This window comes from [Scytonema hofmanni] UTEX 2349, assembly GCF_000582685.1.
In the GTDB taxonomy this organism is placed as follows: domain Bacteria; phylum Cyanobacteriota; class Cyanobacteriia; order Cyanobacteriales; family Nostocaceae; genus Hassallia; species Hassallia hofmanni.
In genome coordinates, this window is record NZ_KK073765.1 from 1 (window position 1) to 14,586 (window position 14,586).

A 14,586-nucleotide genomic window follows, 5' to 3' on the forward strand; every position below is an offset into this window, starting at 1 on the left:
CGATAGCCTAGATAAAATTTATTATTGTCCTTTAAAGACTAATCGTTTAGTTGATGATACTTTTGGTAAAGAAAATATAAAATATTGAATTATTACAATGGAGTAATGAGGAATTAGAATGTGGTAAAATCATAAAAATTAAAGCATTCCCCTCCGAGAAAAAAGTGAAACTATTCCGGGTTACTGTCTCTACCGATAGAACGGATTATGTCGCAACTAATGATTTGTCTCAAAGTTCTACGGATGTTGTACAAAAGGTGTGTAAAATCCGTTGGAAAATAGAGGAGTTTCACAGAGAAATAAAACAACTAACTGGCATTGAATCATGTCAATGTCGTAAAGCTCGTCTTCAGCGAAATCATATTGCTTGTGCTATGTTGGTTTGGTTAAGATTGAAGAATTTAGCTTATCAAACAGGTCAAACTATTTATAAAATCAAGCACAACTTACTTTCTAATTATCTAATTCAGCAGCTAAAACGTCCAGACGTTTATATGTGTTTGGTCTGATTTAAATTACCGCGTGGTGGGGCGAAGCCCCGCCCGCATTTTGTGCCAGTTGCGTAAGTCCTGATCAAAACAGGCGTGAGGCAACATATCGCTATCAGTACCGTGCCTGAAATGCTAGCCCACAGAGCTTTCTTTGGTTTCATGCTGGTTTTCTTTAAATACAATATAGGGAGTAGTTGAACCGTAGCGGCTAAGGTTATCTTCACAACAATGAAGCCGATTGACCAGTTTGCCTTTGAAAGCTTGCAACTGGGAGATTGTCTCTTTAATTTGCTCAATCTTGCGGAACAATCGGTGATAAACCTCCTGGCAGGGAAGCGATTGACCTTCCTGAAGGGACAAAATCTCCTTAATTTTGTCTAGATTTAACCCTAAAGCCTTGGCGTGAGTGATAAAAAACAGGCGTTTTACGTCTTCCTCATCAAATAAACGATATCCTGCGTCAGTCCGTATTGGCTTGGGGGTTAAACCAATGCGTTCATAGAAATAGATGGTTTGAGGATTAACACCAACCTTTCAGAATAACTCGCCAATCTGTAGCATCGTCGTAAGGCAACCTTTTACTTTACTAATAATTACATAAACCATATACCTATGTATAAGGTTAAGGGTTTGGGGGTGAAATGAGCAATCGTACAGAAACTTACGCTAAGGCTGAAACACTTGCTAAATAAGCGTTTTAATCCTCCTGCTCATTTGGGTCATTTGGATCGCGTAATGGACGCATTTCTAGAAAGCATAACTGCAAGAGGTAGAGAGAACTGATAACGCCCCAACATATTGACGTGGGAATGCCCCAAAGGCGAGAGCCGCGCTATATCTTCTTGATTTACGCTTTGCTCCAAACTGATAGAGGTAAGTGCAGCATCCATATAATATGTATTCCATAACACTAAAGCATTAACGACCAACCCCAAAGCCGAAAGTTTCAGTGATTGGGTTTTAAGAACGCAACTAATCTTGCGTAAATTGATAGTTATTTAGTATTTTAAAAATTATTAAATTTCGCTTTCATAAAATTAATTTGGTTGAAATTTAGATCCTGTGCTGCAAAATTAAGTTATTATCCTCATGAAAGATAAAACTCGGCATCCTTTGTGCTGGACGAATTTTTTATTTTTTGCTGTCAATTTCAATTAGAAAGAGATTTTCATTAGATCCCGTGGGCGAAAAGAACACGTGGTTTCTTTTTGTCCAAAGTCCAATACTTCCATATCACCACCTAAAATCATGGGTACTACAGAAGAAGGCTATTCACTCTTTAATTTTGTGACAGAAAAACAGAAATTGTGCCCCAATCAATTAAGTGAAAAATTAGTTGAACGTTTACCAGCTACTTCCATGCCAGATACTGACTGGTGGGAGGATTTATGGCCGCAGCCTGAAAAAACTTTGAAAGATATGGGATTGCAAAGCGGTATGTCTGTACTGGATTTTGGTTGTGGATATGGTCACTTTACAATTCCAGCAGCACAATTGGTTAACCCCTCATTAGTTGTTGGTATCGATATTGATTTACCCATCCTCCTCCAAGCACAAAAGAAACAGTTTGCTTTAGAATTAAGTAATTGTATTTTTTTGTACCAAGATTTTTTAAGTATTCCGAACTTAATCGCTAATAAATTTGACTACATCATCATTCACAGCACCTTTCATGGCTTGCCAAAACCTGTGAAATTTGTCAAACAAATTATTCATCTGCTCAAAATAAAAGGGTATATTTCAGTAGTAAATTGGCAACCCATTTCTCGTGAACAAACTATCTGGAAGGGAAAACCAAGAGGGCCGAAAACAGAATTGCGCATTGCGCCGCAACAATTATTGTCAACTATGCAGGCAGCAAATGAACGACTTATTCCAGTGCAATATGTAGAATTGCCCCCATATCACTATGGCATCACATTTCAACTAACGGGACTTAAACAAAAAATAAAGTAAAAATATGATATAACGTTTTGCCAGAAGGGAGCATCCCAATTTGGCAAAAATAAAATAATCCAGATTATTCGCGATGCAAACTCGCGAATAATTTCGGGATTCAATCAAGTGGTTCTTCTGACTCTTGCTCACGGGGTGAAATGAGCATCCATGCAGAAACTTACGTTAAGGACTTGATGAGCCACTTTCAATCTGCGATCGCCAGGAATAAAAGTGTACCAATTGAAGTTTCTGAAGTGTGATTCGTTAGCTAGAAACTAGCACCCATAAGGGTTATAGGGGATTAGCTGCTAGGTTCAAGCCTAGATAACTGATTAGTAATGTAGGTGTAAATCCTACCCCTCAAGTGCTGAGGTGAAAGCCCTTTCCCTACGGTAGCGACTAGCCATCAATCCGTAAAGCGGGAATGAAAGGCGCAATGGCTGGGAGCCTAAACCCGGTTATCCGCCGAGCAAGATATCCATGAGTACGAAAGAAAGACACGTTTGAATCATCGTAACTTCGATGTAGCGCAATCAGGCTGAAACCGCTGCGCCAAAAGGCAAAAGGATAAGGGGCTGGCGAGTTTCAGAACGACCAGCAAAGCACCCCCGCTAAACCCGGTGAATAGTGTCGCTCTAAAGGTATCAGTATTATTAATCGGAACGAAGTAACCAATCAAAAGCTCTCAGGTGGTCGAATACCTGAGCAGGTGCTAACCGGATGCTCTGATTGGCGAGATTGAGTAAGAAGCGAACGCTTGGCTGTAATGGTCAAGATAGGCTGACGTACTCACGATGATTTGGAAGAAATAATCTAACTAGGAAGTACAAATGTCTAATACGCTGAACAATCAGACGGTGGAATGGAACAGAATAAACTGGCGAAAGCTGGAAGTAGCTGTTTATAAGCTTCAGAAAAGAATATTTCAAGCCTCTCTACGTGGTGATACTTCTTCAGTCCGCAGACTCCAAAAAACCTTGATGAGGTCTTGGTCAGGAAAAGCCTTATCTGTCCGCAAAATAACCCAGGATAATCAGGGTAAGAAAACCGCCGGAGTAGACGGAATCAAATCCCTAACTCCCAAGGCTCGGCAAAATTTGGTACTGAGCTTGAACATTAACAATAAAGTTAGTGCAACACGCCGAGTATGGATTCCCAAGTCCAACGGTGACAAGCGCCCTCTAGGTATTCCGACGGTGTGTTCATATTGCACCTAGATTCAATGAAGTTTTGGGATATTTTATTTTCCCTAGCATTTCCTAATGTTAGAGCTTTTTTAGTTAAAACTAAAAGAGCGATCGTAAAAAGAACTGCATAGGTTATGCTGTTGCTATAAGTATGCCACCAGTGAGCGACTAGTAGCATAAAATCTAAATAGCGAAAAGTATTGTTCTCTTTTTTGTGAGTTGATGACAACAGAAAAGTTGAAAAGTAAGCTACCAGAAGAACTACTATGAAGGTTGATTTTTCCTTTATAGTAGCCTGTCCACATACAGTCTAAGGAAGAACCCTCCACCGTAGGTAGCTTACTAGTAGAATACTAGTAATTCAAGTTAGGTTAAGCTAAAAGAGGAATTAAACAGGATGCATTTATGGCAACGGACAATCCGCGTGTAGCAGCCTACCTACCACAACGAATTTATGACCGTTTAGTTGAATTTAAACGCGAGCGACGATTGAAATCAGATTCTGCTGTAATTATCACAATCCTTGAAAATTACTTTTTTAGTAGCACACCTGAAGCCGATAGTGATACACCAGCTACGACTCAGCGTCTTGATGATTTAGAGGTAAAGTTATTAGCCTGCTTGAGGATGTAGCATTTCTTAAGCAGGCTTATGAGGGTTTACAATCAGATTTACAACCGAGTTGCAGTGAGCCACCAGATACACAGGCTCAAACTAAGACAGAGAAAAAGCAATCTGAGGTGACTGTCGGTATTCACTCTGGTGAGTCACTAGTATCAGAAAATAATTTCGTGGTGCGGAAACAGGAAAGCACTTGTGAAGCAAAAGAATCTTCAGCCAAGTCGCCAAATGAGCTACTGGGTGAGTTACCAAGCGCTGTACAACTCGATATTCAACCCGAAGAAAGTAAAGAAGATATTACAAGTGAGCTACCAGAATCTCAGACTGAGCCACCAGAGCCAGATAGTCAACTTTGTCATGATGATAATTTCACAAGTGAGCTATATAGTGAGTCACTTGACGCGCTACCATTGGTCGAGGCAAACAATCATGGTATGACATCAATTAATAGTGAATCACCTGATGACTTACTTTTTAGCTCATCGAATTCGGATGAAAGTAAAGATTCTTTGACTGCACCACTTCAACTTACAGGTGCCGCTTTAGCAAGAAGGTTGAATGTTTCTCCCAGCACGCTTCGTCACAAGAAAAACGCTCGAAATTTTGGACAATGGACTTTGGGGCATGACCCAGATGGTATCGCCTGGTATTTTGATGGTCAAAAATTTATCTCCTCATAGCGGAGTGAAAAAATAAAACCCTTGGAGTAAGTTTGTACTCAAAGGGTTTCACGGTAGTCTTTATAGATTGTTTTTAGTTCACCATGATCACGGGAATTATTCAGATTTAACTGGCACGCGGCGGATTTTCTCACGTAACGTGTCTAGAACTACGTCGGTGACTATATACCACCAAGGACTTCTAGGAGTTTCTTGGAAAGCCTGAATAATTCCTTTGTCTCGCCAGTAGTAGATGGTATGAATTCCGACACCCAATTTTTCAGCCAGGGCGCTGGTGGAATAATAACCTTCCGGGCTAACCCCCGATTTTGCAACAATTGGGTCGCTTAAAGGCTTTTCAATCCCAAACTTCCAACGAATCCAGGCAACACCTTTGTTCGTAAAAGCCCGCCCTTTACCACCCACCAAACCTCGGCTATTCAGTTCATGAGCAATTTCGCTATCAGTTCGGCCCACAGCTAATTCTTCAATGAGTTGAATGACTTGGTTGGGTGTTCGGAATTTTTCTGCATTTGTTGGGCGTGTCACAACAAAGCAGCTTGTAGCTCCTGTATGCCACAGTATTTGCACACGAGTGGAACGTTCTGGAGCATCAATTGGGGTAATAGCAACTTGTTTGACTAACAACCCCAGTATCTCTTTACGCTCAAGGTTCGTAGTAGTACTGGCGTGCCAAAGTGTGGGAATATCGTTAGCTAACTGTAAAATTTGTTGCCGTTGCGCTGCCGTTAATTCCAGTCGTTGTACTTGGTGGGCTTTTTGGTATGCCTCTTCTAATTCTGCTAAAAGTTGTAGTTTTTTATTCCAACGCCTTTCTAGTGTACGGGCGACTAAACGATTTTCTGGCTCGGTGGCATCATATTGACGCCCTGCTCTGTCAGCTTCGTAACGTGCCCTTTCGAGCCTTAGTTGCCATGTTTTATCTATCTCAAAAGCCTGATTTTCCAACTCTGACAGCACAGCAAGGGAAATGTCGAGTTGTTCAGAGGTGAAAGCTTCAAGTACTTGCTCTGCGACTGCTGTATCAATTGCTGCTCCAGCTACAGTCCAACAAACACCCATGCTACCATCTTGTTTTCGAGCTTGGGTACATTCGCGCCTCCGCTCTACAACCACCAGTACCGTGGTAGCGAGGACTCATCCGACGACCGCATTTACCGCAAATTACTAAACCTTGAAGAAGAGCAAAGCCCTCTCTAGGTGTGCTGGGACATCCATCTGATAAAGAAACGGGGCTATTCTGTCTGAGTCGCTCACAATTAGACAAATATTCAGACCAACTAATATAAGCCTCGTGAGCGTTGTGGATTATCACTTTCCATTCTTCTTGGGGTAGTTGCTGAATTTTTACTTTCTTTATTTGCCCACCCTCAATGACATTAAAACTGCGTCGTCTACCATACACGTATGTTCCTGTGTAAGTCGGGTTATGCAGTAGGGCAGTTATACGGCTAAGGTTGGCTGGTCCCCAATGAAGTGTACCAATATCCCCAGGTCGCCAACGTCTTCTTGGGAAAGGAATTTGGTTCACACAAAAGTAGCGCATCACCTTAAACGCCGTTCTAAGTTCGCGGAACTGTTGAAAGGCTAACTGTATTGCGGCAACTACACCCTCATCTGGGTCTAGCACCAATTTTCCTTCTGGGTCGTAGACATAGCCAGTAGGTGGAGAGCATCGCAGTTCTCCTTTTTTCGCCTTGTTCAGTTTGGCTCCTTGTAAGCGTAAACGCATACCGTGTAGTTCTGTGTGACTCCAAGTTCCTTTAAACCCCAGTATTACTCGGTCGTTAAAATCATTTGGATCATAAATTCCATCGTGGTCAATTACCAAGGTATCTGTAAGGGCACAGATATCTAAAAGCTTGTGCCAATCCGCTTGGGAACGAGAAAATCTTGAGGCTTCGAGAGCCAAAACAGCCCCCACCTCTCCTAAACCAACAGCAGCCATTAGTCGATGAAAATCCTCACGTCCTGTCGTGGTTTGCCCACTTTTACCAAGGTCACTATCCAATACTTCGATTTGACTCTTGTCCCAACCCAAGGTTAATGCACGGTCAGCTAGGGCGTATTGTCTTTCTGTACTTTCACGGTGGAATTCGACCTGAGTGGGTGTCGATTGTCTTAAATATACAACAGCATGGCGTTCCAGATGGGTCGTCCTAACTTTACTATTCATCTGGTTTACTCCTTATTATCGACTCGTCGAGACTTTTGCTTACGAGTATTTTGTCTACTAACCTTGCTGTTAGTTTTATTAGACGACTTAGCCTTTCTTTGTTGGCTGGTTGAGTGGTTGGTAGTAGATGCTTTTGTATCATTATTGTTTTTCCTGTGTTCAACTCCTTTATTTTCAGGAACACAAGAAATTTCTAACGTTATAAATTGCGATCGCCCTGCTACCCATTCACTCAATTGCAGTAGTTTCTCAGGTAAAAACTTCCCGACTCTTTGGGTCGATTGAGCTTGTTGTGTCCATAGGTCAGTTTCCCTTGCTGGTAGAGACAAAAATCCTCCCAATGGACTTTCTACGGTTACTTTAGTCTCTTGACCAACTTTGCGAATTTGCCGTACTACAACTGACTGACCATACAGTGGGTGAATGGGATTGGTGATGGTAACACTACTTCCCAAAAGAGACTTGAAATTATGTGCAGTCTTATTATATCGTTCCTACTATGCACGACAGAGCGACTCAAGCACTTGCCAAACTGGCTCTTGAACCAGAATGGGAAGCTTTCTTTGAGCCAAATAGCTACGGTTTCCGACCAGGAAGAAGCGCCCACGATGCAATCGGAGCAATATTTATAGCCATCAATCAAAAGTCCAAATGGGTTTTAGATGCTGACATATCTAAATGCTTCGATAAAATCAACCATGAAGAATTGCTCAAGAAAATCAATACATTCCCAACAATGCGGAGACTAATCAAAGCATGGTTAAAATCGGGTGTAATGGATGATGGTCAATTCTTCGAGACTAACGAAGGCTCACCCCAAGGCGGTGTAATCTCACCCTTACTAGCAAATATAGCCCTACATAGGTTAGAACAACTAGTAATAGATTACACCAGGAAATTGAAAGGTAATAAAAGAGGAAATCAATCATCTATATCCTTAATAAGATATGCCGACGATTTCGTAATCCTTGCCAACAATGAAACTCAAATCAATGAGATGAGAGAGTTAGTCAGAAACTGGTTAGCACAAATGGGACTAGAGCTAAGTCTAGCCCTGTCAAGGTGGCAAATTATCAGATAATAATGCCATGCGATCGCAAACTAAAAAGTAGCGGAGGATATGGGCAATGCTGGGTGCAATATTTGAGCGTTTTGAAAAACAGAGTCCAATTAGTGTAATGGTTCGAGGGTTGATGGAAAGAGTATTCGCGCCAGAAACAATTGACCGTATCTTTGAAGAAAACGCTTCATCCCAGTACACGCGAGAACTACTTTTTTCTAGCCTCGTAGAACTAATGAGTTTAGTGGTATGCGGGATTCACCCATCAGTTAGCGCTGCCTACCGTGCAAAAGCCGAAGAAATAAATGTTAGCCGCACGGCTGTTTACGATAAATTAAATGGAGTTGAAACAAACGTTAGTTCGTCAATTGTAAGGGAAACAGCCGTGCCGTTGGCAAGTCTAATCGAGTTTGTTGGTGGTAAATCACCACAAATATTAAGTGGATACAAAATCAGAATCCTTGATGGAAACTGCCTTGAAAAAACTGACCATCGTCTCGAAGTATTACGAACAATTGCCGCAGGAGCTAACCCTTGAAAGTCATTAGTAGTTCTTGACCCAGAATTAAGATTAGCAATCAATGTATTTGCTTGTGAAGATGGTCATGCTCAAGAACGTTCAATGTTTTCCGAGGTTCTAAAAACTGTAAAAGAAGGCGAATTATGGATTGCAGACCGTAACATGTGTACTGTTGGATTTTTGTCTGGCTTATATCGAAGTGGAGCAAACTTCGTGATTCGGGAACACAAATCAATGCCCTGGGAAGCAATCAATTCATTGCAAGGAGTTGGTAGTGTTGAGACAGGGGATTTATTTGAGCAAACTGTTAGTCTGAGCGATGCTGGAAAATTGCTGCTGATGAGGCGAGTTGTTTTGAAGCTAAAAAACCCAGATCGTAATGGTGAGAATGAAATTGCCATTTTTACGATGCTTCCAAGGGAAAGTGTAACCGCAGCAGTTATTGCACAATTATACCGGGAACGACGCAGTGTTGAAAATCTGTTTCAAACTGTGACGGAAAATTACGAATGCCAAATTCAAACTTTGGGCTATCCAAAAGCTGCCTTGTTCTCATTTTGTCTTGCATTAGTCGCCCATAACATTTTAGCAACCATTCGCGGGGTTTTAGCAAGCATTCATGGTGTGGGGAAAATTGATGCTGGACTGTCTGATTACTATATGGTTGACGAAGTACAAGGCACTTATCGAGGAATGATGATTGCGATCGCTCCTCAGCATTGGAGTGTATTTGCCAATTTTGAACTCTCTGAGTTTGCTAAATACCTCCAAGATTTGGCTTCACGGGTTCATTTGAAGTCTTTTCTCAAACACACCCGTGCTCCAAAAAAGAAGAAAGACCCTCCAAAGTATGACCCTCAACATCCACATGTCTCAACTGCCAAACTTTTGAAGACTGCAAAAAAGTCACCTTGACAGGGCTAGAGCTAAGTCCTAGTAAGACAAAAATAGTCCACACACTATTTAATCCCCAATGGTCTGAAGATGAGAAATTTGAAAACTGCAAAGATGCAGGGTTCGACTTTCTAGGATTCAACGTCAGACAGTATGAAGTAGATGACCACCATTCAGGTAAGTCTACCAAGAAGAAATTACTAGGATTTAAAACACTCATCAAGCCCAGCAAGAAAGCAATAAAGAAACACTACGACGCTATAGCAGAAATTATCGACGCTCACAAATCAGCCCCTCAAGCTGCACTAATAGCAAAACTCAACCCCATCATTAGGGGATGGGTGAATTACTATTCGACAGTTGTAAGCAAAGAAACATTTTCTACGCTTGACCATCTAGTATATCAAAAGCTTTCCAGATGGGCGAATCGCCGCCACCCAGGTAAATCTGATTCATGGGTATCCAGCAAATACTGGCATACTGTAGGCGGGAATAATTGGGTATTCTCAGTAACCAAAGATGGAAAAGTAGCTGAAACCTTATTAGACCATGCCAGCAAGAAAATTGTTAGGCACATAAAAGTTAAGGGAACAGCATCACCATTCGATGGAAACCTGAAATACTGGAGTTCTAGAAGAGGGGAGCATCCACTAGTTCCAACAAGAGTTGCAAAACTCCTAAAAGAGCAAAAGGGAAAATGCGCTCACTGCGAATTGTACTTTAGGGAAGACGATTTAATCGAGATTGACCATATCATTCCTAAGTCCCTTGGCGGAAAGGATAGATACGGAAACCTCCAAGCATTACACCGTCATTGCCATGATAGTAAAACTGCCAACGATATCAGAGCCTCAAGGCTTGGGGAAGTCACCCCCGCCGAAGACGAGGAGTTATCAGTATGGTAGTTAGAGGTACTCATAACAAGAGCCAATTTATCGAGGAGCCGTGTGAAGTGAAAGTTTCATGCACGGTTCTGAAGACCAACGGGTCTGGTGACAGATTCGTTGAGTTTAATATTTATAAGCTTCAAACCCAAGATGAACCATATTAAATTGTTGTACCAAATAATCTATAGGTTAATTGGTACATTGAGAATTGATAAAAATATCGATTGACAGAATGCTTGCCTAGCAAGGGTTACAGCCTTAGCGTAACTATCTGTACGATTGCTTATTTGACCCCGTTTGTAGCTAATTGTTTTAATCTCTAAAATGTGGAGAAATATAAATAAGACGACATGACAATCCCAAAACTCCACAAAAATTTTTAGAAATTGTAATCTTTTCTCTTGACTCTCCAGTAGACTAGAGAGTTTATGCTATAAACAGTTTCGTACAGGTTGAATTCATGGTAATAACTAATCAGATTAAAAGACTCTCTCTAGCAGCAGTTGCAGCACTCGCTCTTACCACAGTTACTGGTTTAGCAGTCTTGGCAGCAACCCCTTGTACTACTCCTACTCCTGACTGTCCCCAGATAAATTGTGACAAATAGCTTGTCCTTAATTTATGTAAGTTCCTTTACAGATTTTAAGTAAGAGAAAGGTACTAACTCAAAACTGAGTTAGTACCTTTTGCTTTAAGATGTTTTCTTAGTAAATGTACTTACCGATAGCAAGCCTTTCCACAAACTATCGAGTTTGATAAGTGGACTAGGAAAAAATATTCCACCACTCCCTCGTCATCGGCAGAAATTTGTACGGATTTTTCGGATTTGATATGAAATGGAGATAGATAAAAGTCAGCTAAATCTAACAGTGGTGATAAAACCACCATTTTGACCGTGTTTTCAAGTAAATCCGGGTATTTAAGCAAATTTGAGTAACTTGCCTTAACTCTGTCAAGCCGCTGTTTTTCCACATCTGTAATTGGTGGTAAATTATCTTGCCACTCGCGGAAAAAGAAAGCATCCTCAATCATTTGGATTCCGAAATTGGTTTCCAGTTCCAGTAGAGTAATTTCCCTAGCTTGTATAGTTTGAGTCATAGTTGATATTTCTTCGATAATTGGTCGCACAACCAAGATGTTTTCATTCTTTGCTTATATTCTGCTCTTGTTGAGTGATCGCTCTTTTTGAAAACTTTTTATAAATTTTCTTTTTGGGATTGAGTCAGAAAACATGATTGCAAGCATAGTCACTGTAGATGCATGAACATATGTTTACATTTTATGCAATTTCTGGAATTAGAGAAATATTAAACGATTTAATATCTACCTTAGGAGCAAAAAGTGGGGGTGACTTAGTAGATGATAGTGACCCAAAGTTGCTGAAATTTTTACAGCAGCTGCATAACCGTTGACCAGAAACAAACACAGTTGACTGTAATTCGGAATACGAAGCTATTACTTAAAAATACGTAGGGCGCGATGTAAGACTTTTAAGGAGTAGATACGTTCGCGTAGCAGCTTACCTGAGGCATCGCTTTTCATGTGAGTCCCATTCAAAGGTAATTGAACTGTAAAAGTGCTGCCCTTACCCAATTCGCTTTCCACATTCAACTTCCCTTTATGTGCCCCAACTATAGCCTGGACGATGGCTAAACCCAAACCAGAACCGCCGGTGCTGCGAGAGCGATCGCTCGAAACGCGGTAAAACCGATCAAAAATGCGAGGAAGTTCATTTTGCGGGATTCCAATCCCTGTATCCTTAACTTTAATTACAGCATAATAGTCAGTTCTATTTAAGAATACTGTGACCTCTCCACATGAAGGTGTATATAGAATTGCATTAACAATTAAATTAGAAACTAAACGATAAAGCTGGTCGGTATTGCCAATAGTATTTAATGGTTGATGCACCCGGATTACAGATGTCAGCGTTATTCCTGCGGCAGTTGCCATTGCTGCAAATTCTTCGATTAAATCGCTGATAATATCATTCAGGCAACATTCTTCCCGTTGTTTAATAGGTTGTTTATCTAAACGCGCCAACATTAGCAAATCAATGACTAAAGTCGTAAGTCGCTGATTTTGACGGTGTATAGTTTGCAAAATATCTCGTGTTTCCTCCTCCTCTAATTGCGGTATTAAAAGCGCTGATTCAACTGTTGCACCTGTAGCAGCTAAAGGTGTTCGTAATTCGTGTGCGGCATCGGCTGTAAACTGTTGAATTTGTCTGTAGGATTGGTAAATTGATTTCATCGCTAATCCTGATAACCACCAGCTAGCAGCAGCAATCATTCCCATTGCTAGAGGCAAACCCAATACTAAAATTAATTTCACACTATCGAGATAACCATTAAACTCTGACAAACTTCGTCCAACTTGCATATAACCCCAATCTTGATGATTTTGGGTATGCAAAACCACAGAAATTTGATGGTAATCTTTGCTTTTACCATCTTTAATAAATTGCCAAGTTTTTTGATTAAAAACAATAGGGAATCCCTTTGGATAAGAACCAGCAGTAGCAATCAATTTTCCAGAAGTATCAAAAAAACGCACGTAGTAGCTATTTTTAGTAGCAATACCGAGAAAATGACGTTTAGAATCCACTGGTTGTTGAATACAACTAGCCTCAATGCCACAATTATCTATGTTTGGAAATAGCAGATGTGCAATTGGTTCCAAACGCCCAGGTTGCTGTAGTTTTAGTTCGAGACTATCGTGGAGTGTTCCCGCTACCAACTCAATTTCACTGTCTAAAGCTACCACATGAGCATGAAACACTGCTTTGTAGAAGCCGAAGGCACATAGGCTTAAAATTAAACCCATGACAAGGGCATAGTACAGAGCTAAACGAACGCGAGTTAGCCGAAAAAGTTTATTTTGATTCATCAGTAGAATTAAGCCGATATCCCAAACCGTGCAGAGTTTCAATGGGGTTAATGCAACCACTATTGGTTAGCTTGCGACGCAGCAAGCGTATTTGTGCTGCCACCACATTACTACCTGCTTCTGCATTCACTTCCCATACCTGATTGCGAATCTGTTCGGTATTAACGATTTGGTTGGGATGGTTCATAAAATATTCCAGCAGTTGAAATTCTTTATTAGTTAGAGAAATTACCTGTTTTTCACCAGCTGCATTTTGACTGACAACTGCGCTGCTACTATAATTTAGACTAAGATTACCAACAGCGAGTTGCTGGGGTTGGAACTGTGGAGAACGGCGCTGCAAAGCCCGTAACCTTGCCAGTAATTCTCCCATCCCAAACGGTTTTACCAAGTAGTCGTCAGCACCTGCATCCAAACCAGCAATCTTATCTTCCATACTATCTCTAGCCGTTAGTATCAACACAGGAAGAGAATTTCCTTTCAAACGTATTCTTTTGCACAATTCTAAGCCAGTAATTCCTGGAAGCATCCAATCGAGAACAGTTACCGTATACTGTGCCGAGCTATTTTCTAAATATGCCCATGCTTCTGTACCATCCATTACCCAATCTACTAAATACTTATGCTGATGGAGAGTACGCTTGATAGCAGCTCCTAAATCCGGCTCATCTTCGACTAGAAGCACCCTCATACATGATTGCTCCTTTAGTAGTGGCTGTTGTGTAATTTGTGAGATAAGCATAACTGGTAACGGAATTAACCCCTAAAATATAGATTGACAGAACTTGATGAAATCAAGATGAAATTTTAAGTTTTTAAATGTTGCTCGCCGTCTGCGTGAAAAATTTCCCAATCTCCGAGTAATTGCCGTTGATGCTGTTGGGTCGGTAATTTTTGGCGCACCTCCAAGTAAGCGTGAGTTACCTGGTATTGGCTCCAGTCGCGTTCCAGAATTATTAAACAGGGCTGAGATTGATGAGGTTACTTATGTCGATGACTGGGAATCGATGCAAGGTTGTCGCGACTTGGTAACTCACGAGGGAATTTTTGCAGGTGGTTCGTCAGGTTCTGTAGTTGCCGCTCTTAAAAAGCCAGGACTTACGCAACTGGCACAAAAGTCTCGTTGCGGCACAGCCGCAACATTGATCATAGAAAACTGTAAAACCCTTTCCTCATCTAACTTTGAATCACACTCTTCGTGAATAAAGTTATGTCTTAGTCAATTTTTATACTTGCAATCCCT

The 14,586-nt window shown here is 41.0% G+C and carries 16 protein-coding genes and 4 pseudogenes; 12 read left to right on the plus strand and 8 right to left on the minus strand.

All coding sequences use genetic code 11. From position 1 onward, the window contains the following. Positions 1-509: pseudogene (locus TOL9009_RS37710) on the plus strand (transposase); the annotation flags it as partial. A gap of 114 nt (positions 510-623) precedes the next feature. On the opposite strand, the pseudogene TOL9009_RS42880 reads toward TOL9009_RS37710, so the two are convergent. Beyond that, a pseudogene (locus tag TOL9009_RS42880) lies at positions 624-1,010 on the minus strand (heavy metal-responsive transcriptional regulator); the annotation flags it as partial. Between the two features lie 178 nt (positions 1,011-1,188). Then, positions 1,189-1,447: pseudogene (locus TOL9009_RS42885) on the minus strand (Tn3 family transposase); the annotation flags it as partial. A gap of 292 nt (positions 1,448-1,739) precedes the next feature. Here TOL9009_RS42885 and TOL9009_RS0102750 point away from each other — a divergent pair. The 4 genes from TOL9009_RS0102750 to TOL9009_RS0102765 all read left to right on the plus strand — a co-directional run bounded on the left by TOL9009_RS0102750 (position 1,740) and on the right by TOL9009_RS0102765 (position 4,917). After that, positions 1,740-2,447 (plus strand): class I SAM-dependent methyltransferase, encoded by a 708-nt coding sequence (locus TOL9009_RS0102750; protein ID WP_029631007.1) that lies wholly within the window; start codon positions 1,740-1,742, stop codon positions 2,445-2,447. 812 nt (positions 2,448-3,259) lie between these two features. Then, positions 3,260-3,646 (plus strand): reverse transcriptase N-terminal domain-containing protein, encoded by a 387-nt coding sequence (locus TOL9009_RS37720; protein WP_072022079.1) that lies wholly within the window; start codon positions 3,260-3,262, stop codon positions 3,644-3,646. Positions 3,647-4,021: 375 nt separating this feature from the next. Beyond that, complete coding sequence (locus TOL9009_RS0102760) at positions 4,022-4,249, plus strand: hypothetical protein (protein ID WP_029631010.1); 228 nt, start codon at positions 4,022-4,024, stop codon at positions 4,247-4,249. 107 nt (positions 4,250-4,356) lie between these two features. Further along, a complete protein-coding gene (locus TOL9009_RS0102765) occupies positions 4,357-4,917 on the plus strand; it encodes a hypothetical protein (protein ID WP_029631012.1) in 561 nt (186 codons plus the stop codon). Between the two features lie 96 nt (positions 4,918-5,013). On the opposite strand, the gene TOL9009_RS48735 is transcribed toward TOL9009_RS0102765, so the two are convergent. From TOL9009_RS48735 to TOL9009_RS0102775, 3 genes are read right to left on the minus strand one after another with little or no spacing between them, the layout of a single operon-like run. Continuing rightward, complete coding sequence (locus TOL9009_RS48735) at positions 5,014-5,979, minus strand: recombinase (protein ID WP_242055754.1); 966 nt, start codon at positions 5,977-5,979, stop codon at positions 5,014-5,016. A 1-nt stretch (position 5,980) separates the two neighbouring features. Further along, positions 5,981-7,093 (minus strand): recombinase family protein, encoded by a 1,113-nt coding sequence (locus TOL9009_RS48740; protein WP_242055753.1) that lies wholly within the window; start codon positions 7,091-7,093, stop codon positions 5,981-5,983. A 5-nt stretch (positions 7,094-7,098) separates the two neighbouring features. Then, positions 7,099-7,548 (minus strand): DUF5372 family protein, encoded by a 450-nt coding sequence (locus TOL9009_RS0102775; RefSeq protein ID WP_029631013.1) that lies wholly within the window; start codon positions 7,546-7,548, stop codon positions 7,099-7,101. A gap of 17 nt (positions 7,549-7,565) precedes the next feature. On the opposite strand from TOL9009_RS0102775, the gene TOL9009_RS37730 reads away from it, so the two are divergent. The 5 genes and pseudogenes from TOL9009_RS37730 (at position 7,566) to TOL9009_RS42890 (ending at position 11,061) form a co-directional block, all read left to right on the plus strand. Then, on the plus strand, positions 7,566-8,174 hold the full coding sequence (locus TOL9009_RS37730; RefSeq protein WP_260675821.1) for a reverse transcriptase/maturase family protein: 609 nt from the start codon (positions 7,566-7,568) through the stop codon (positions 8,172-8,174). Positions 8,175-8,220: 46 nt separating this feature from the next. Next, the gene (locus TOL9009_RS48745) at positions 8,221-8,691 is read left to right on the plus strand and encodes a hypothetical protein (protein ID WP_242055751.1); all 471 of its coding nucleotides are present in this window, start codon (positions 8,221-8,223) and stop codon (positions 8,689-8,691) included. Positions 8,692-8,715: 24 nt separating this feature from the next. Next, positions 8,716-9,588: pseudogene (locus TOL9009_RS48750) on the plus strand (transposase); the annotation flags it as partial. Further along, the gene (locus TOL9009_RS37740) at positions 9,585-10,472 is read left to right on the plus strand and encodes a group II intron reverse transcriptase (protein ID WP_063628670.1); all 888 of its coding nucleotides are present in this window, start codon (positions 9,585-9,587) and stop codon (positions 10,470-10,472) included. The pseudogene TOL9009_RS48750 and the gene TOL9009_RS37740, both read left to right, overlap by 4 nt. Positions 10,473-10,914: 442 nt before the next feature. Beyond that, on the plus strand, positions 10,915-11,061 hold the full coding sequence (locus TOL9009_RS42890; RefSeq protein ID WP_039744825.1) for a hypothetical protein: 147 nt from the start codon (positions 10,915-10,917) through the stop codon (positions 11,059-11,061). Between the two features lie 110 nt (positions 11,062-11,171). On the opposite strand, the gene TOL9009_RS37745 is transcribed toward TOL9009_RS42890, so the two are convergent. Next, positions 11,172-11,552 carry a hypothetical protein gene (locus TOL9009_RS37745; RefSeq protein ID WP_242055748.1) on the minus strand — a complete coding sequence of 127 codons (381 nt, stop codon included), beginning with the start codon at positions 11,550-11,552 and terminating at the stop codon, positions 11,172-11,174. 170 nt (positions 11,553-11,722) lie between these two features. On the opposite strand from TOL9009_RS37745, the gene TOL9009_RS46800 reads away from it, so the two are divergent. Continuing rightward, complete coding sequence (locus tag TOL9009_RS46800) at positions 11,723-11,866, plus strand: hypothetical protein (RefSeq protein ID WP_186227461.1); 144 nt, start codon at positions 11,723-11,725, stop codon at positions 11,864-11,866. Positions 11,867-11,909: 43 nt separating this feature from the next. On the opposite strand, the gene rppB is transcribed toward TOL9009_RS46800, so the two are convergent. Both rppB and rppA read right to left on the minus strand, forming a co-directional pair. Next, positions 11,910-13,343: a two-component system sensor histidine kinase RppB gene (gene rppB / locus TOL9009_RS0102810; RefSeq protein WP_029631015.1), complete on the minus strand. Its 1,434-nt coding sequence runs from the start codon at positions 13,341-13,343 to the stop codon at positions 11,910-11,912. Continuing rightward, positions 13,330-14,034: a two-component system response regulator RppA gene (gene rppA, locus TOL9009_RS0102815; RefSeq protein WP_242055746.1), complete on the minus strand. Its 705-nt coding sequence runs from the start codon at positions 14,032-14,034 to the stop codon at positions 13,330-13,332. The genes rppB and rppA overlap by 14 nt, the downstream gene beginning before the upstream one ends. A 142-nt stretch (positions 14,035-14,176) precedes the next feature. On the opposite strand from rppA, the gene TOL9009_RS42895 reads away from it, so the two are divergent. Then, on the plus strand, positions 14,177-14,545 hold the full coding sequence (locus TOL9009_RS42895) for a pyridoxal-phosphate dependent enzyme (protein ID WP_242055755.1): 369 nt from the start codon (positions 14,177-14,179) through the stop codon (positions 14,543-14,545). The last annotated feature ends 41 nt before the right edge of the window (positions 14,546-14,586 follow it).